The 16,508-nt window shown below is 73.4% G+C and carries 16 protein-coding genes; 12 read left to right on the top strand and 4 right to left on the bottom strand.

Annotated features, from left to right (window positions below; genetic code table 11):
* Window positions 1–97: 97 nt before the first annotated feature.
* On the bottom strand, window positions 98–355 hold the full coding sequence (locus tag ACRWNP_RS20385) for a hypothetical protein (protein WP_431963352.1): 258 nt from the start codon (window positions 353–355) through the stop codon (window positions 98–100).
* 292 nt (window positions 356–647) lie between these two features.
* Between ACRWNP_RS20385 and ACRWNP_RS20380 the strand changes: the two genes are divergently transcribed.
* Window positions 648–2,039: a peptidase C39 family protein gene (locus ACRWNP_RS20380; RefSeq protein ID WP_431963350.1), complete on the top strand. Its 1,392-nt coding sequence runs from the start codon at window positions 648–650 to the stop codon at window positions 2,037–2,039.
* Between the two features lie 25 nt (window positions 2,040–2,064).
* Here ACRWNP_RS20380 and ACRWNP_RS20375 read toward each other — a convergent pair whose 3' ends face one another.
* On the bottom strand, window positions 2,065–3,990 hold the full coding sequence (locus ACRWNP_RS20375) for a M48 family metalloprotease (protein WP_431963348.1): 1,926 nt from the start codon (window positions 3,988–3,990) through the stop codon (window positions 2,065–2,067).
* Between the two features lie 83 nt (window positions 3,991–4,073).
* The gene (locus tag ACRWNP_RS20370) at window positions 4,074–5,735 is read right to left on the bottom strand and encodes an IclR family transcriptional regulator domain-containing protein (RefSeq protein ID WP_431963346.1); all 1,662 of its coding nucleotides are present in this window, start codon (window positions 5,733–5,735) and stop codon (window positions 4,074–4,076) included.
* Between the two features lie 136 nt (window positions 5,736–5,871).
* Between ACRWNP_RS20370 and ACRWNP_RS20365 the strand changes: the two genes are divergently transcribed.
* The 11 genes from ACRWNP_RS20365 (at window position 5,872) to ACRWNP_RS20315 (ending at window position 15,901) form a co-directional block, all read left to right on the top strand.
* A complete protein-coding gene (locus ACRWNP_RS20365; protein ID WP_431963344.1) occupies window positions 5,872–6,642 on the top strand; it encodes a CoA transferase subunit A in 771 nt (256 codons plus the stop codon).
* On the top strand, window positions 6,642–7,298 hold the full coding sequence (locus tag ACRWNP_RS20360; RefSeq protein ID WP_431963342.1) for a CoA transferase subunit B: 657 nt from the start codon (window positions 6,642–6,644) through the stop codon (window positions 7,296–7,298). Before ACRWNP_RS20365 ends, ACRWNP_RS20360 begins: the two co-directional genes overlap by 1 nt.
* On the top strand, window positions 7,295–8,488 hold the full coding sequence (locus ACRWNP_RS20355; RefSeq protein WP_431963340.1) for a thiolase family protein: 1,194 nt from the start codon (window positions 7,295–7,297) through the stop codon (window positions 8,486–8,488). The genes ACRWNP_RS20360 and ACRWNP_RS20355 overlap by 4 nt, the downstream gene beginning before the upstream one ends.
* A gap of 10 nt (window positions 8,489–8,498) precedes the next feature.
* Window positions 8,499–9,281, top strand: a complete 783-nt coding sequence (pcaH, locus tag ACRWNP_RS20350; RefSeq protein ID WP_431963338.1) for a protocatechuate 3,4-dioxygenase subunit beta — start codon at window positions 8,499–8,501, stop codon at window positions 9,279–9,281.
* A complete protein-coding gene (gene pcaG, locus ACRWNP_RS20345; RefSeq protein ID WP_431963336.1) occupies window positions 9,278–9,844 on the top strand; it encodes a protocatechuate 3,4-dioxygenase subunit alpha in 567 nt (188 codons plus the stop codon). Before pcaH ends, pcaG begins: the two co-directional genes overlap by 4 nt.
* Entirely contained in the window at window positions 9,813–11,240 is a 1,428-nt protein-coding gene (gene pcaB, locus ACRWNP_RS20340; protein WP_431963334.1) for a 3-carboxy-cis,cis-muconate cycloisomerase, read from the top strand. The genes pcaG and pcaB overlap by 32 nt, the downstream gene beginning before the upstream one ends.
* A 144-nt stretch (window positions 11,241–11,384) precedes the next feature.
* The gene (pcaC, locus tag ACRWNP_RS20335; protein WP_431963332.1) at window positions 11,385–12,560 is read left to right on the top strand and encodes a 4-carboxymuconolactone decarboxylase; all 1,176 of its coding nucleotides are present in this window, start codon (window positions 11,385–11,387) and stop codon (window positions 12,558–12,560) included.
* 8 nt (window positions 12,561–12,568) lie between these two features.
* Window positions 12,569–13,750 (top strand): 4-hydroxybenzoate 3-monooxygenase, encoded by a 1,182-nt coding sequence (locus tag ACRWNP_RS20330; RefSeq protein WP_431963330.1) that lies wholly within the window; start codon window positions 12,569–12,571, stop codon window positions 13,748–13,750.
* A gap of 82 nt (window positions 13,751–13,832) precedes the next feature.
* On the top strand, window positions 13,833–14,543 hold the full coding sequence (locus ACRWNP_RS20325; RefSeq protein WP_431963328.1) for a molybdopterin-dependent oxidoreductase: 711 nt from the start codon (window positions 13,833–13,835) through the stop codon (window positions 14,541–14,543).
* On the top strand, window positions 14,527–15,180 hold the full coding sequence (locus tag ACRWNP_RS20320) for a cytochrome b/b6 domain-containing protein (RefSeq protein WP_431963326.1): 654 nt from the start codon (window positions 14,527–14,529) through the stop codon (window positions 15,178–15,180). The genes ACRWNP_RS20325 and ACRWNP_RS20320 overlap by 17 nt, the downstream gene beginning before the upstream one ends.
* A 271-nt stretch (window positions 15,181–15,451) precedes the next feature.
* Entirely contained in the window at window positions 15,452–15,901 is a 450-nt protein-coding gene (locus ACRWNP_RS20315; protein ID WP_431963324.1) for a phospholipase, read from the top strand.
* Between the two features lie 64 nt (window positions 15,902–15,965).
* Here ACRWNP_RS20315 and ACRWNP_RS20310 read toward each other — a convergent pair whose 3' ends face one another.
* Window positions 15,966–16,463: a peptidylprolyl isomerase gene (locus tag ACRWNP_RS20310; protein WP_431963322.1), complete on the bottom strand. Its 498-nt coding sequence runs from the start codon at window positions 16,461–16,463 to the stop codon at window positions 15,966–15,968.
* Window positions 16,464–16,508: the final 45 nt, after the last annotated feature.

Here is a 16,508-nt window from a genome sequence, read left to right as displayed (position 1 = left end):
GACCCTGCTCAACGACCCGTGGCGGGGCCGGATGTGGAAATCCACCCGTTCGGCTCTTGCGTCAACCGCGCAAACGTCACCGACTCGTACGGGGAGGTCATTCCGGTCTCGTAGAGCAGACCGACCGTGCCGTCACCGAGTTCGACGGGGCGGTGGCCTCGCGGTTGCGCACGACCGCCGGGATGCGGAAGGCGTGGTACTTCTCCGTCCCGGACCTGAAGGCCACCGACGTCGGGCGGGCCGCCGGGAGCGGCGCGGCCGCATCGCCCGCGGTCGCCTGCCATCCGGCGCCGCCGTTGGCCGGCAGGGCGAGGCCGGCCGGCGTACGTCTGCCCTTGGCGGCGGCGAGTGGCATCGGCCATTCCTCCGGGGGCCGCGTCAGGTCGGCCGGCGGCGCCACATTCTCATCGGGCCGCCCGCGACGCGGCATGACACTCCGTTCGACGCTTTTTCGGTAGTTCAATATGACTAATTGGGCCGAAACGGCGGCGATATGCTTGACGGTTCCCCGGGTCCCGCCTTTCTCTGTGTCAGAGGTATCGACCAATGAATGTGCCCGGATCCTTTCGGGAGTGCTGGTCGAAAGGCCCGCGTGGAGCGATAGTTGTGCACCTGTCGTCCATGCCCATGACAGGGGGACACCCGCCATGACCCGACCGACCCCGCGTCGTACGGTGCTGGCCGCCGCCATCGCGGCAGCCGCGGCGACGACCGCCCCGCGGTCCTTCGCCGCGTCCGCCGAGGACGTGTGCGACCTGGCCGACGACGTGGCCGGCAGGCCGGGCGCCCACGACGGCGACGCGGCCGCGGTGGACTACCGAGCCTGGACCCGGTGGGCCGACTGGTACCGCGGGCGGGACTCCGGCACCGGCGTCGTGCCCGGTCCGCGCCCCGGTGTGGCCATCGTGCGTCCCACCGGCACCATGGAGTACACCGACCCGCACACCGGGATCACCGCCACGTGGGAGTGCGCCACCTGGACCTCCCCCGAGCACACCCCCCGGCATCCGGCGACCGAGATCGTCGCCTCGTGGAACGCCCGCACCCCTCCCGGCACCTGGATCCAGGTCGAGTCGCGCGCCACGTACACCGACGGCAACCGGTCCCCCTGGTACGTGATGGGCCGCTGGGCCTCGGGCGACGCCGACATCAAGCGCACCTCGGTCGACGACCAGAGCGACGGCAGGACCAGCGTCTGGACCGACACCCTCGCCGTCGACGACCCCGCCTCGGGCCTGCGGCTCGCCTCGTACCGCCTGCGGCTCACCCTGCTGCGCACCCCCGGCTCCCGGGTCACCCCCACCGTGTGGCGTCTCGGCGCCATGGCCTCCGACGTCCCGGACCGCTTCACGGTGCCGGCGTCCGTGCCGGGCGTGGGACGAGGGATCGAACTGCCCGTGCCGCGTTACTCGCAGGAGATCCACAAGGGGCAGTACCCGCAGTACGACAACGGCGGCGAGGCCTGGTGCAGCCCCACGGGCTCCCAGATGGTCATCGAGTACTGGGGTCGCAAGCCGACCGCCGCCGACCTGGCCTGGGTCGACCCCTCCTACGCCGACCCCCAGGTCGACCACGCCGCCCGCCACACCTACGACAGCCAGTACGAGGGCTGCGGCAACTGGCCGTTCAACGCGGCCTACGCGGCCACTTACCGGGACATGGTCGGCGTCATCACCCGGCTGCGCAGCCTGGACGACGTCGAACTACTGATCAGTGCCGGAATCCCGGTGATAACGTCCCAGTCCTTCCTCGCCGCGGAGCTGGACGGAGCGGGGTACGGGACCTCCGGGCACCTGATGTGCGTCATCGGTTTCACCGCCGACGGCGACGTCATCGCCAACGACCCCGCGAGCCCCGACGACGCCTCGGTGCGCCGCGTCTACAAGCGGTCGCAGTTCGAGACCATCTGGCTCAGGACGAAGCGCTACACCGCCGACGGGCGATTGCGCAGCGGCACGGGCGGCGTCTGCTACCTGTACTGGCCCCTGCGCCCCGCCGGCGGTCAGGCGCGGGCCCTGCGGCGCATCGGGGTGTTCTAAGGCGCGCTGGGGGACCCGGCCGGCTTCAGCGCGCGGGAGCGGGCGTGAGCGGCACCACCAGATCGGACACCCTCGGGACCGGCCGCAGCGAGATGCTGATGCCCGGAACGGGAAGCAGGGACGGAACGTACGTCGGGTAGTACGAGGGGTAGGCCGTCCGCCAGTTCCACAGCGGCGGGTTGGGGTTCGGGGAGGGGAACAGGGCCTGGCAGTCCGGGGCGCCGTCGACGTAGGGGCAGCGGATCCCGGGCGGGGGCTTCGTCTCGTCGCCGCCGCCCGCCACCCCCACGAGGATCCCGACGAGGACGGCGGCGCCGATCGTCACCAGACCGAAACGGGTCTGGCGCTTCCTCTGCTCCTCCGCGTCGGGGTCCACCACGGTCGTGAACCGCCATCCCTGGAACGACGTCTCCTTCGCGTCGTCCGGGTCCTCTTCCAGCCACGGATGCGCCGGGTCGGGCGGCCCCGAGCGGTCGGGGTCCACGTCCAGGAGCCTCAGGTGCAGCCGCAACCGGCCCAGTTCGGGCGGCTCGGAGAGGGCCTCCGCGACGAGCACGCGCAGCCCGTCGTCGGCCAGGCCCTCACACACCAGGCGGGTGCCGCCGCCCCACAGCGGGACCCAGGAGGCCCGCCCCTCCCTGAGCAAGGTGTGGCCCACCAGCCCGTGGAGCGCCTCCGCCAGTTCCTCGCGGGTGCCGCCGAACTCCCGGGCCAGCGGCTCCGTGCCGTCCTCGGCGAGCACACGCAGTACGGTGTCCAGCCCTGGTAGACGCTCCCCGGTCGCGCGGGAGGCGGCGCGCAGCAGGCCCCAGGCGCGCGTGCCCGCCACGCGGTTGGCCGAGAGTTCGGTCCAGCGCTCCCACGGGACGGTCGTCAGGCTGTGGGCCGACGGACCGCGCAGTTCCTCGACCACGCGTCCCACGTCCTCGGGGAGCAGCCGGAGCGCACCCGCCCCGTCGTCCTCCCCGGGCGGCACGTCGAGTTCCGCGAGGCGGCGCAGCCGGAGACCGAGCGGCGGGTGCGAGTCGCGCCGGCCCGGCCGGGTGCGGTCCTCCTCCACCGGCACGCGCCGGACGCCCAGTTCGCCGAGGAGCGAACGGAACGCCAGATAGGGGTTGTCGGGGTGCATCCCCACCAGGGCTGCCGGATCGAGCCACTCCCGCTGGAACCTCCGCCACGCCGAAGCGGTGCCGTGCGTGGCTCGCAGCGCCGACGCCGTCACCTCGCTCCCGGCCAGGCGCGCGGCTGTGCGGTCCGCCTCCAGTTCCTGGTGGCGTCGCACCGCGAAGGTGAGCCGGCGGAAGACCAGCGCGTACAGCCGCACGGAGCCGCGCACCACGAGGTGCGGGAGCGAGAACCACCACCTCCTGCCGGAGTCCCACTCACCGAGCGTCGTGGCCAGCGCCACGTCGCACCGGTACGCGACCGCGCCGAAACGTGTGTGGCGGTGGGAGAAGTGGCCGAACTCGTGGGCCAGCACAGCCCTCAGCTCCGCGTGGGTGAGGCTCGCCAGCAGGGGCAGGCCCAAGTGGAGTCGCCGCTGCCCGGACAGCAGGCCCAGCGCGGCCCCGTCCTCGGACACGGAGGCGTTGGCGTCCCCGGTCAGCAGCAGTACGTCCGGCGGGCGCGCGCCGGCCCGCCAGGCGATGCCGGTGGCCAACTCCCACAGCCCGGGTGCCTCTTCGCGCGTGACCGGTAGCGCATCGGTCCGCGGGGGCGCCGACCGGGTGATCGCGCCCAGCCCCTGGACCATGCTCAGCAGCAGCGGGACGGCGGCCGCCGCGACGACGACCCCGCGTATGGCCAGATCGGCCTGGCCGTCACGGGCCGCGAGCAGGAAGAGGCCGAGCAGTCCCAGCACGCCGAGCCCGAGCCCGCCGATCAGCACGACCAGCCCCGCCAGCAGCACGATCGCCAGCAGCGCCCGTAACGACGCCCATACCGTGCTCATCGCCCACCCCCCCCGCGAGTCCCCCCTCGTCCCTCGATGATGCCCGCTCGCGGACGCCATGGACCACTTGTCCACAGGCCCCCTCAGCCGGCCGGTACGCGCGCGTAACGGCCGACCACGCAGAGGTCGTCGCCGATGCGCGCGGCCGCCTCCCGGAGCGGTGGCAGCAGTTCGGAGCGGGACACCTCCACGGAGCGGCGGCTGGCGTGCATGGAGACGTTGATCGCGGCCACCACCCGGCCGCCGCGGTCTCGGACGGGGACGGCGATGGACCGCAGACCCTCCTCCAGTTCCTCGCTGACCAGGGCGTGCCCCTCGGCGGCGACCTGGCCGAGGACATGGGCCAGGCGCGGTGCGTCCGTGACGGTGTACCGGGTCAGCCGCGTGAAGTCGGTGCGCGCGAGGTGCGCCTCGCGCTCACGCTCGGGCAGTCCCGCCAGCAGAACGCGCCCCATCGCGGTCGCGTACGCGGGGAAGCGGGTGCCGACCGTGATGTTGACACTCATGATGCGGACGGTCGGGACGCGCGCCACGTACTGGATGTCCTCGCCGGACAGCACCGCCATCGACGCGGAGTCGTGCACCGCCTCCACCAGTTCGATCAGATGGGGCTGGGCGATCTCGGGGAGCGTCAGCCGTGACAGGTGGGCGCAGCCCAGCTCCAGCACGTGCGGCGTGAGCCGGAAGAGGCGGTCCTCGGAGGCGACGTAGCCCAGGTGCTCCAGGGTGATCAGGGAGCGCCGCGCGGTGGCGCGGGCCAGCCCGGTGGCCTCGGCTACGGCGGTGAGCGGGAGTTCGGCCCGGCCCTCGCCGAAGGCGGTGAGCACGGCCAGCCCGCGGGCCAGGGACTCCACGAACTCAGGCCCGAGTTCCTGCTTGGAGGCCCGTGTCCAGGCGGCGGGCGAAGCACCGGCGGGGGAGGGGGCGGCCACGTCGGCGGGCCGTGCGAGGGCGTCCTCCATGGCCGCGACCGTCTCCCGCAGCCGGGGCAGCACGGCCTCGCGCAGCGAGTCGGCGCTGTGCCTGCTGGTGTGGCTGACCACGCTCACCGCGCACACCGGCTGCCCGGCGGTGTCCCGTACGGGCACGGCGATGGCGAGCAGTCCCGGCTCGATCAGCTGGTCGTCCACCGACCAGCCGTGGGCGCGGGCGGCGGCGACCCGCTCCTGGAAGGAGGCGGCGGCTTCCCCGCGCCCGCGCGGCAGCGCGGGGAAGCCGGTGTCCAGCGGGTCCGCCGCGCGGCGCCGGTGCCAGCGCTGCCAGTCCGCGTCGTCCCAGTCGCCGGCGAACAGCGCCCCGGGGGCGCCGCGTTCGGCCGGCAGCTGGTCACCGATGCGGAAGGTCAGGGACATCGCGCGGCGCCGGGTCGCCTGGTGGACGAAGCGGACCCCGTCGCCGTCCGGCACGGCGATGGACACGGACTCGTCCAGACCGTCCGCGAGGGCTTCGGCGAGCGGTCCCAGCAGGTCGGGGAAGCGGCTGGCGGCGAGGTAGGCGTTGCCGATCTCCATCAGCCGGGGGGCGAGGACGGCGTCCCGGCCCTCGACCCGCAGATACCCGGTGCGGACGAGCGTGCTGACCACCCGGTCCACCGTGGACCGCGCCAGACCGGTGGCGCGCACGAGGTCGCCGACCGAGCGCCGGCCGTCGGCCGCGGCCAGCTCGCGCAGCACCGCCAGCCCCCGGACCAGGGGGCCGACGGCCTCCCGCGGCGGGGGAGCGGTCGCGGTGGTCAGCGGTGTCATCAGCACTCCAGCATGGCGAAAGGTCGTCGAAACCGTACCGCCCCGCAACGTTGACACAGCGGGCGCCCGGGGATCAGACTCGGGTGGCAAAAATTGTGAACTTAAGTTCACCAGGCGAACAAGAAGGTGGCGCAGAATGGACAAGGTGGTCGCCTCGGCCGCTGAGGCCGTAGCGGACGTCCAGGACGGAGCGTCGCTGGCGGTCGGCGGCTTCGGCCTGAGCGGCGTGCCGAACACGCTGATCCAGGCCGTGTACGACGCCGGGGTCGGCGGTCTCGCCGTCGTCTCCAACAACTGCGGCGCCCTCGACTCGGGCCTCGCCGTCCTGCTCGCCGCGCGCCGCATCGCCCGCGTCACCGGCAGCTACATCGGGGCGAACAAGGAGTTCGCCCGCCAGTACCTGGCCGGCGAGCTGGAGCTCGAACTGATCCCGCAGGGCACCCTGGCCGAGCGGCTGCGCGCCGGCGGCTGCGGCATCCCCGCCTTCTACACCCCGGCCGGCGTCGGCACCCAGGTCGCCGAGGGCGGCCTGCCCTGGCGCTACGACGGGGACGGCGGCGTGGCGCTGGCCTCCCCGCCGAAGGAGGTGCGCGCCTTCGACGGCGCCGAGTACGTCCTGGAGCGCGGCATCACCACCGACTTCGCCCTGGTCCGCGCGGCCAAGGGCGACCGCCACGGGAACCTCGTCTTCAACAAGTCCTCCCGCAACTTCAACCCGCTCGCCGCGATGGCCGGCCGGATCACCGTCGCCGAGGTCGAGGAACTCGTCGAGCCCGGCGCGCTCGACCCCGACCAGGTGCACCTGCCCGGCATCTTCGTCCAGCGCGTGGTGGCGCTCACCCCTGAGCAGGCCGCCGACAAGAAGATCGAATTCCGTACGGTCACGGCCAGGGAGGTGCGGGCCTGATGGCCTGGACACGCGACGAGATGGCCGCCCGCGCGGCCCGGGAACTGCGCGACGGCGAGTACGTCAACCTCGGCATCGGCCTGCCGACGCTGATCCCCAACCACCTCCCCGCGGGCGTCGAGGTCGTCCTGGAGTCCGAGAACGGCATCCTCGGCACCGGCCCCTTCCCGTACGAGGAGGACGTCGACCCCGACCTGATCAACGCCGGCAAGGAGACCGTCACCGTCCTGCCCGGCGCCGCCTTCTTCGACTCCGCGCTGTCCTTCGGGATGATCCGCGGCGGGCACATCGACACCGCCGTGCTCGGCGCCATGCAGGTCTCCGCCCGCGGCGACCTGGCCAACTGGGCGATCCCCGGCAAGCTCGTCACCGGCATCGGCGGCGCCATGGACCTGGTGCACGGCGCGCGCCGGGTCATCGTCACCATGACCCACACCGCCAAGGACGGCAGCCCCAAGATCCTCCGGGAGTGCGCACTGCCGCTCACCGGGAAGGCCTGTGTGGACCGGATCATCACCGACCTGGGCGTCCTCGACGTCACCGAGGGGGGACTCGTCCTCGTGGAGACCGCGCCCGGGGTCACCACGGAGGAGATCCTGGAGAAGACCGCGGCTCCGGTGCACGTCGCCGTCGCCGCAGAAAGGAGCGCCCGATGAGCGGGCAACTGCGTGAGGTCTACGTCGTCGATGCCATCCGTACCCCGGTCGGCAAGTACGGCGGCGCCCTGTCAGGGGTGCGTCCCGACGACCTTGCGGCGCACGTGGTGGCCTCGCTGGTGGCGCGCACGCCCGACCTCGACCCGGCCCGGATCGACGACGTCTTCTTCGGGGACGCCAACGCCGCCGGCGAGGACAACCGCAACGTCGCCAGGATGGCCGCACTGCTCGCCGGGCTGCCCGTCACCGTGCCCGGCACCACGGTCAACCGGCTCTGCGGCTCCGGGATGGAGGCCGTGATCCAGGCCGCCCGCGCCGTGGCCGTCGGCGACGTCTCCGTCGCCGTCGCCGGCGGTGTGGAATCCATGAGCCGCGCCCCATGGGTGCTGCCCAAGCCGGAACGCGCCTTCCCGGCGGGCCACCAGGAGCTGTACTCCACCACCCTCGGCTGGCGCATGGTCAACCCGAGGATGGACCCGCGGTGGACCATCCCGCTCGGTGAGAGCGCCGAGCTGATCGCCGACCGGCACGGCATCACCAGGGAGCAGCAGGACGCCTACGCGGTCGCCAGCCACGAGAAGGCGGCCCGCGCCTGGAAGGACGGCCTGTACGAAGCCGAGGTCGTCCCGGTCGACGGAGTGGACCTGCCGCGGGACGAGACGATCCGCGACAACACCTCCATGGAGGCGCTCGCCCGGCTCAGGCCCGCCTTCCGCAAGGACGGCGGCACCGTCACCGCGGGTAACTCCTCGCCCCTCAACGACGGGGCGGCGGCCCTGCTCCTCGTCGACGAGGAGGGACTGAAGGCCACCGGACGCGAGCCGCTGGCCCGCATCCGCGCTTCCGCCGTGACCGGCATCGAGCCCGACTACTTCGGCCTCGCCCCGGTCGAGGCCGTCCGCAGGGCACTGACCAAGGCCGGCAAGGGTTTCGGCGACCTGCATACCGTCGAGCTGAACGAGGCCTTCGCGGCGCAGGTGCTCGGCTGCCTGGCCGGATGGCCCGAACTCGACCCCTCGATCGTCAACCCGCGCGGTGGCGCCATCGCCGTCGGCCATCCGCTCGGCGCCTCCGGCGCCCGCATCGCGGGCGCCGTCGCCCACCAGCTCGCGGCCGCGGGCTCGGGTACCGGCCTCGCCGCCCTGTGCATCGGTGTCGGCCAGGGCCTCGCCCTCGTCCTGGAAAGGTAGGGGACCCCGCATGAGCAGCCCCTCCACCCAGGGCGAGATCTCCGCCGAGATCGCCGACGAGCGCGCTGCCTACGCCAGGCGCCTCGCCGACGGCGGCGCCGTCCGGCACCACCCCGACCGGGCCTACGCCCCCTACCGCAGCAGCGTCCTGCGGCACCCCAAGCGGCTGTCCGTGGCGGCGGGATCGGCCGCCGGGGATCCCGAGGCCGCCGAGCTCTCGGGCCCGGTCTTCGGCGTCACCGACGTCACCGCCCTCGACCACGACCTGACGCGGCAGCACCAGGCCGAGCCGCTGGGCGAACGCATCACGGTCACCGGCCGCGTCCTGGACCGCGCGGGCCGGCCCGTGCGGGGCCAGCTCGTCGAGATCTGGCAGGCCAACGCCTCCGGCCGCTACGCCCACCAGCGCGACGATCACCCCGCCCCGCTGGACCCCAACTTCACGGGCGTCGGCCGCACCCTGACAGGGGACGACGGCTCCTACGAGTTCGTCACCATCAAGCCCGGTGCCTATCCCTGGCGCAACCACCAGGGCGCCTGGCGCCCGGCCCACATCCACTTCTCGCTGTTCGGCCCGGCGTTCACCCAGCGCCTGGTCACCCAGATGTACTTCCCCGGGGACCCGCTCCTCGCCTACGACCCGATCCTGCAGTCCGTCACCGACGACTCCGCCCGGCAGCGGCTGGTCGCGACGTACGACCACGACCTGTCCCTTCCCGAACGGTCGCTCGGCTACCGCTGGGACATCGTCCTGGACGGCCCGGCCGCCACCTGGATCGAGGAGGGCCGATGACCTTCCTGGCACCCACCCCGTCGCAGACCGTGGGCCCCTTCTACGGCCACGCGCTGCCGTTCCCCAAGGGCGGCGACCTCGCCCCCGCCGGGCACCCGGACACCGTCACCGTCCACGGCTGGGTCTACGACGGAGCGGGGCAGCCCGTGCCCGACGCGCTGATCGAGGTCTGGCAGCCCGCCCCGGACGGCTCCCGCCACGGCGCCCCCGGTTCGCTGCGCCGCGACCCGGTCTCCGGCGCGGTACTGGGGCGCGACGGACTGGTCTTCACCGGCTTCGGGCGCATCGCCACCGACGCGGACGGGCACTACGTGATCCGCACGCTCCCGCCCGGCGGCGTCCCGTACCTGTCGCTCATCGTCTTCGCCCGCGGTCTGCTCCACCACCTGCACACCCGGGTCTACCTCGGCGACGTCGAGGGCGACCCGCTGCTCGGCTCCCTGGAGCCGGTGCGGCGCGCCACCCTGGTCGCCACTCCGGAGGGCGAGCGCGTCCACCGCTTCGACGTCCGGCTCCAGTACGACGGGGTCCATGAGGAGACGGTCTTCCTTGCATTCGACTGACCCCGGAGCGGACGTCGGCCTGCTCTCACCGGTGCGGGCCGGATCGGCCGCGGAGGAGGCGACCGGGGACGCCGCCTTCGTCCGGGGCATGCTCGACGCCGAGGCCGCGCTGATCCGGGCGCAGGCCGCGCTCGGGCTCGCGCCGGCCTCCGCGGCGGCCGCGGTGACCGCCGCCGCGGCCGAGCCCGGCCGGTTCGACGCCCGCGACCTCGCACTGCGCGCCCGGTCCGGCGGCAACCCGGTGATCCCCCTGGTGGCCGACCTGACCGAGGCCACCAGGAAGCGGGACGCGAAGGCCGCACCCTATGTGCACCGCGGCGCCACCAGCCAGGACGTCCTGGACACCGCGGCGATGCTCGTCGCGTCCCGTGCGCTGCGCCCCGTCCTGGACGACCTCGCGGCCGCGGCCGCGGCGTTCGGGCGGCTCGCCGCGGAGCACCGCGACACTCCGTTGGCGGGACGCACCCTGACGCAGCACGCCGTCCCCACCACCTTCGGACTCAAGGCGGCCGGCTGGCGCTCCCTCATCCTCGACGCGCACGACCGGCTGACCGCAGTCCGCGGCGACCTGCCCGCGCAGCTGGGCGGCGCCGCGGGCACACTCGCCGCGTTCGGCGCCTTCGCCGAGGCGGACGGCGCCGCCTCCGGCAGGAGCGACGCCGGCCCACGGCTCCTGGCCGCCTACGCCGCCGAGACGGGACTGGCCGAGCCGGTGCTGCCCTGGCACACCCTGCGGACGCCCGTGGCCGACCTCGCCGGGGCACTCGCCTGCGCGGCGGGAGCGCTGGGCAAGGTCGCCGCCGACGTGCTGGTGCTGTCGCGCACCGAGATCGGCGAGGTCACCGAAGGCGCCGGCGGTGGTTCCTCGGCCATGCCTCACAAGGCCAACCCCGTCCGCGCCACCCTCATCGCCGCCGCGGCCCGCCAGGTGCCGGCGCTCGCCGCCGTCCTGTACGGCTCCCTGGCCGCCGATGACGAACGCCCGGCAGGCGCCTGGCACGCCGAATGGCAGCCCCTGCGCGAGGCCCTGCGCCTCGTCGGGGGCGCCGCCCGGGAAGCCGCCGAACTCGCGGCGGGCCTGCGCGTCCACCCGCAGCGGATGCGCGAGAACCTCGGCAGCACCGGGGGTCTGGTGGTCACCGAACGTCTCGCCGCGGCCCTGACCGCTTTCATGGGCCGCGGCGAGGCCAAGTCCGCCCTCGCACGTGCTTCCAGGCGCGTCGCCGAGGAGGGGATCGCGCTCGACGACGCCCTCGCCGCGGACCCGGCCCTCGATGGCCTCCTCCCCGAAGGACGCCTCCGGGAACTCACCGACCCCACCCGCTACACGGGCTCCGCCGGTGCGCTCGTCGACCGGGCCCTGCGCCGCCCCGGCCCCGCGGCGACGTCCCCGTGACCTCCCTCGCCCCCTTCCGTGACCCGGGCCGGCCGGGGTAACCCTTGTCGGGGGCCGTCTTCGGAGCCGCCCGGCTGCCGGGCCGCGAAAGGACGCCGGGACACCGCCGCACTCACTTGTCAGCACCATCCGCGAGGAGCCCGCATGAACACGCCGTACGAGGCCGTGGAGCCGCGACTGCCGCACCACCGGGTGGACGGCGCTCCGGGCCTGCCGCCGCTGATCCTCGGCCCGAGCCTGGGCACCTCGCTCGCCGTGTGGGACCCGCTGGTCCCGGCCCTCGCCCGCGGCCACCGGGTCATCCGCTGGGACCTGCCGGGCCACGGCGGCAGCCCCGCCTCGCTGCTGCCGGAGGACGGCACGGTCGAGGACCTGGCCCACTCGGTGCTGGCCCTCGCCGACGCGCTCGGCGCCGAACGCTTCGCCTACGCCGGCATCTCCCTCGGCGGCGCCGTGGGGACCTGGCTCGCGATCCACCACCCCGAACGGGTCGCCGCGCTCGCGATCGTCTGCTCCTCCGCCGACTTCGGCGCCCCGGACCCCTGGCGGGAACGCGCCGCCCTGGTCAGGGCGAAGGGCACCGGGCCCGTCGCCGACACCGCGGCCGCCCGCTGGTTCACCCCGGAGTTCGCCGACGAGCCCGCCGCCGGCGCCCTCCTGGACGACCTGCGCGCCGCCGACCCGGAGTCGTACGCCACCCTCTGCGAGGCCCTCGCCGCCTTCGACGTACGCGCCGACCTGGCCCGGATCTCCGTGCCCACCCTCGTTGTCGCGGGCCGAGGCGACCCGGCGACCCCGGTCGCGGACGCCCGCGTCCTCGCCGACGGCATCCCCGGGGCGAGCCTGACCGAGGTGGCGCGCGCCGCCCACCTGGCCGGCGTCGAACGTCCGGCGCCCGTCCTCGCGGCGCTCCTGCAGCACTTCGCGACCGAGCCGTCCGCCGACGACGGCGCCCGCCACACCGAGGGCATGGCCGTCCGCCGCGCCGTGCTCGGGGACGCGCACGTCGACCGGGCGATCGCCCGCACCACCGCCTTCACCGCCCCCTTCCAGGACTTCATCACCCGCTACGCGTGGGGCGAGATCTGGACCAGGCCGGGCCTGAGCCGCGGGACCCGCAGCTGCGTCACCCTCACCGCCCTGGTGGCCCGCGGCCACCTCGACGAACTGGCGATGCACGTGCGCGCCGCCCGGCACAACGGCCTGACCTGGGAGGAGATCCAGGAGGTCCTGCTCCAGTCCGCCGTCTACTGCGGCGTTCCCGCGGCCAACGCCGCGTTCGCCGTCGCGAACCGAGTCCTCGAGGAAGAAGCGGAGTAGGAGAACACATGCAGCGACACACCACCGTCGGCATCATCGGCGGCGGCCCCGCCGGCCTCCTGCTGGCCCGTCTGCTCCACAACTCCGGCATCGACTGCGTCGTCCTGGAGCGGCGTGAACGCGACTACGTCGAGCAGCGCCAGCGTGCCGGGATCCTGGAACAGGGCACGGTCGACGTGCTGCGCTCGTCCGGCGCGGGCGAGCGCCTGGACCGCGAGGGTCTGGCCCACGACGGCATCGAACTGCGGTGGAACCGCCGCTCCCACCGGGTGGACTTCCCGGCCCTCACCGGCGGCCGGCGCGTATGGGTCTACGCTCAGACCGAGGTTGTCAAGGACCTGATCGCCCTCCAGGTCGAGGACGGTGCTCCGTTGCTGTTCGGCGCCCATGCCCGGGCGGTCGAGGGGGCCGACACGGACCGCCCCGTGATCCGTTACCGCCACGAAGGCCGCGAGAAGACGCTCACCTGCGACTACGTCGTCGGCTGCGACGGCTTCCACGGTGTGACGCGTGCGGCGGTGCCGGAGCCCGCCCGGCGGACGTACGAGCGGGTCTACCCCTTCTCGTGGCTGGGGATCCTTGCCGACGTCCCGCCGTCCTGCGACGAGTTGATCTACGCCCACTCACCCCGCGGCTTCGCGCTGCACAGCATGCGCTCCGCCCAGGTCAGCCGGCTCTACCTGCAGGTGCCCAACGGCACCGATCCCGCCGACTGGTCCGACGAGCGGATCTGGGACGAACTGGACGCCCGCTTCGCCGTCGAAGGGGACTGGCGGATCGAGCGCGGACCCGTCACCTCCAAGGCCGTGCTGCCGATGCGCAGCTTCGTGACCGAGCCGATGCGCTGGGGCCGCGTCCTGCTCGCGGGCGACGCCGCGCACATCGTGCCGCCCACCGGAGCCAAGGGCCTCAACCTGGCCGCCGCCGACGTCATCGTCCTGGCCCGTGCCCTGGTCCTCCTGAAGGAGACCGGCTCCACCGCCCTGCTCGACGCCTACTCCGACACCTGTCTGCGGCGGGTGTGGCGCGCCGAGCACTTCTCCTGGTTCATGACCACGACCCTGCACACCGACCCGGCGCAGAGCGACTTCGACACCCGGCTGCAGATCTCCCAGCTCGACCGGATCGCCGCGTCCCCGCACGCGGCGGCCGAACTCGCCGAGAACTACGCGGGTCTGGAGATCGGCTGATCCGGGGCCGGACCCCTTACGTCTTGCTTACGTGCCACCCCGGCGCTCCGCAACCGCGTCGCGCGGGATTACCGTGAGACGCATGGACGGCAAGGGCACGCCGGTCGGCCGGCGCGTGGTGCTGGGGATGCTCGGGCTGGGGGCCCTGGGGGTGGCGCTCGGCAGCCGCGCCCAGGACGGCCTGGACTCGGCGCTCTCACAGGTGGCGGGCAAGGACCCGACCGGGCTCAGCGGGCTGCTTCCCGGGGGCGGTGGCTTCCGCATCTACAACGTGGCGAACTCCGTTCCCCGCCGGGACGCGACCGACTACCGCCTCACCGTCTCCGGCCTCGTCGACCGGAAGGCCGCCCACACCCTCGCCGACCTGCGGGCGATGCCGCAGACCCGGCTGGTGCGCGACGTGCAGTGCGTGACGGGGTGGCGCGTGCCCGGGACGCCCTTCGAGGGGGTGCGGCTGTCCCACCTCCTCGACCTCGCCGGTGTGCGGGAGGGTGCCGGCGCCGTCCGCTTCACCTGCTTCGACGGGGTCTACAGCGAGAGCCTCACCCTCGAACAGGCCCGCAGGGACGACGTCCTGGTCGCCCTGAGGATGCAGGACAAGCCGGTCACCGCGGCCCACGGCGGCCCCGTGCGGCTCTACGTGGCACCCATGTACTTCTACAAGTCCGCCAAGTGGCTCTCGGGCATCGAGGTCACCCGGGACGTGCGGCCCGGTTACTGGGAGCACTACGGCTATGACGTCGACGCCTGGGTCGGCCGCTCGAACGGACGCCACGATGACCCCACGTCCTGAGACCGTGCGCCGGTTCACCCGTGGCGAGCGCTGGGTGCACCGCTCCACGGCCGTCCTGATGCTCGTCTGCCTCTGCACGGCGGCGGCCCTCTACCTGCCCCCGCTCGCCGAACTCGTGGGCCGCAGGCGACTGGTGGTCACCGTCCACGAGTGGTCCGGCATCGCCCTGCCGCTGCCCGCCCTCGCCGGCCTCGCCTCCCGCGCCTTCCGGCACGACCTGCGGCTGCTCAACCGGTTCGCGCCGTATGACCGGGGCTGGCTGCGCGACGCGCTGCGCCGCGTGCCCCACGAGCGGCGTGCGGCGGGCAAGTTCAACGCGGGGCAGAAGCTGTACGCGTCCTTTGCCGCGGGCGCGGTGCTCGTCATGCTCGGCACCGGGCTGCTGATGATGTTCCCGCACCTGAGCGGCGTGGTGTGGCGCACCGGTGCGACCTTCGTGCACGACTGGCTGGCGCTGGCGGTGGCCGCGGTGGTCGCGGGACACCTGTGGATGGCGGCGGGCGACCCGCAGGCGCGGCTGGGGATGCGCACCGGGTTCGTCACACCGGAATGGGCGCGCCGCCATCATCCGCGGTGGGAGCGTGCGGAGTCGGGGCGGGGGGAGTCCGGGGACCGGCCGCGCACCCCCGGCGCCTGACGCCCCGTAGGGGAGGGCGCGGCCCGCGGGCTCCGCGGGTTCCACGGGGAAGTGAACCAGGCAACGGTGTCAGCCACTTGACGTGCCGTCGACGTTCGTCGCCGACGGCACGTCGTCATGTTCATGTAATTTTTGCCGTCCGGCATCTACTCGCATAGACCCTCGCGGCCCCATCCTGGCCTCGCACACCAGTACCACCCGTTCGGTTCCGCATCCGGTTGCACCGCCATGCCCGCGCGTCACATCGCGCCTGTCAGTGACTGGAGTCCCCATGCGCCGAATCACGACCGGCTTCGCCGCCACCGCCGTCGCCGCCGTCGCCACCGTCGTCTTCACCGTCCCCGCCCAGGCCGCGCCCGCCGACAAGGCCCAGGTGCTCGCCAGTTGGACCCAGACCAGCGCCTCCAGCTACAACGCCTGGTGGTCCGCCCGCGGCAACCAGAGCGCCTGGGCGGCCTATGGCTTCGACTGGTCCACCGACTACTGCAGCAGCTCCCCGGACAACCCCTTCGGCTTCCCGTTCCAGAACTCCTGCGCCCGGCACGACTTCGGCTACCGCAACTACAAGGCGATGGGCAGCTTCTCCGCCAACAAGAGCCGCCTCGACAGCGCCTTCTACGAGGACCTCAAGCGCATCTGCGCCAACTACGGCGGCGCCACCGCGACCGCCTGCAACAGCACCGCCTGGACCTACTACCAGGCGGTCAAGGCCTTCGGCTGACCCCGGTGACACGGCGGCCCGGCACCGGGAGCTCCGGTGCCGGGCCGCTTCCGTGGAACCGGGGTCAGCCGATCGTGCCGGACTTGGCGATCTCGACGCGGGCGCTGGTGGCGCCGGTGCGGGAGCCGAGGGACTCGATCTTCTTGACGACGTCCATGCCCTCGACGACCTCGCCGAAGACCACGTGCTTGCCGTCGAGCCAGTCGGTGACGATCGTGGTGATGAAGAACTGCGAGCCGTTGGTGTTCGGGCCCGCGTTGGCCATGGAGAGCTGGCCGGGCTTGGTGTGCTTGAGCTGGAAGTTCTCGTCGGCGAACTTCGCACCGTAGATGCTCTTGCCACCGGTGCCGTTGCCGGCGGTGAAGTCGCCTCCCTGGAGCATGAAGTCGGGGATCACGCGGTGGAAGTGCGAGCCCTCGTAACCGAAGCCGTGCTCGCCGGTGGCGAGCTCACGGAAGTTCCGCGCGGTCTTGGGGACCACGTCGTCGAACAGGGTGAACACGATCCGCCCGGCGGGCTCGCCGTCGATCGTGATGTCGAAGAACACGTCGTTGCTGTTCATGAGGCCATTTTCGCATCCGCGGCCCCCGGCCTCCGACGCGCCCCG

Origin of the sequence: Actinacidiphila sp. bgisy160 (genome assembly GCF_965342435.1) — a bacterium.
Taxonomy (GTDB): Bacteria; Actinomycetota; Actinomycetes; order Streptomycetales; family Streptomycetaceae; genus Actinacidiphila.
Note: the sequence above shows the minus strand (reverse complement) of the source record. Positions and strands in the feature narration are given on the sequence as shown.

Bases quoted from the DNA above. Each gene is read 5' to 3' on its own strand.
- ACRWNP_RS20385 (WP_431963352.1), bottom strand. From the start codon at position 355: ATGCCACTCGCCGCCGCCAAGGGCAGACGTACGCCGGCCGGCCTCGCC.
- ACRWNP_RS20375 (WP_431963348.1), bottom strand. From the start codon at position 3,990: ATGAGCACGGTATGGGCGTCGTTACGGGCGCTGCTGGCGATCGTGCTG.
- pcaG (WP_431963336.1), top strand. From the start codon at position 9,278: ATGACCTTCCTGGCACCCACCCCGTCGCAGACCGTGGGCCCCTTCTAC.
- ACRWNP_RS20330 (WP_431963330.1), top strand. From the start codon at position 12,569: ATGCAGCGACACACCACCGTCGGCATCATCGGCGGCGGCCCCGCCGGC.
- pcaB (WP_431963334.1), top strand. From the start codon at position 9,813: ATGAGGAGACGGTCTTCCTTGCATTCGACTGACCCCGGAGCGGACGTC.
- ACRWNP_RS20365 (WP_431963344.1), top strand. From the start codon at position 5,872: ATGGACAAGGTGGTCGCCTCGGCCGCTGAGGCCGTAGCGGACGTCCAG.
- ACRWNP_RS20325 (WP_431963328.1), top strand. From the start codon at position 13,833: ATGGACGGCAAGGGCACGCCGGTCGGCCGGCGCGTGGTGCTGGGGATG.
- ACRWNP_RS20370 (WP_431963346.1), bottom strand. From the start codon at position 5,735: ATGACACCGCTGACCACCGCGACCGCTCCCCCGCCGCGGGAGGCCGTC.
- ACRWNP_RS20320 (WP_431963326.1), top strand. From the start codon at position 14,527: ATGACCCCACGTCCTGAGACCGTGCGCCGGTTCACCCGTGGCGAGCGC.
- ACRWNP_RS20380 (WP_431963350.1), top strand. From the start codon at position 648: ATGACCCGACCGACCCCGCGTCGTACGGTGCTGGCCGCCGCCATCGCG.
- pcaH (WP_431963338.1), top strand. From the start codon at position 8,499: ATGAGCAGCCCCTCCACCCAGGGCGAGATCTCCGCCGAGATCGCCGAC.
- ACRWNP_RS20310 (WP_431963322.1), bottom strand. From the start codon at position 16,463: ATGAACAGCAACGACGTGTTCTTCGACATCACGATCGACGGCGAGCCC.
- ACRWNP_RS20360 (WP_431963342.1), top strand. From the start codon at position 6,642: ATGGCCTGGACACGCGACGAGATGGCCGCCCGCGCGGCCCGGGAACTG.
- pcaC (WP_431963332.1), top strand. From the start codon at position 11,385: ATGAACACGCCGTACGAGGCCGTGGAGCCGCGACTGCCGCACCACCGG.
- ACRWNP_RS20355 (WP_431963340.1), top strand. From the start codon at position 7,295: ATGAGCGGGCAACTGCGTGAGGTCTACGTCGTCGATGCCATCCGTACC.
- ACRWNP_RS20315 (WP_431963324.1), top strand. From the start codon at position 15,452: ATGCGCCGAATCACGACCGGCTTCGCCGCCACCGCCGTCGCCGCCGTC.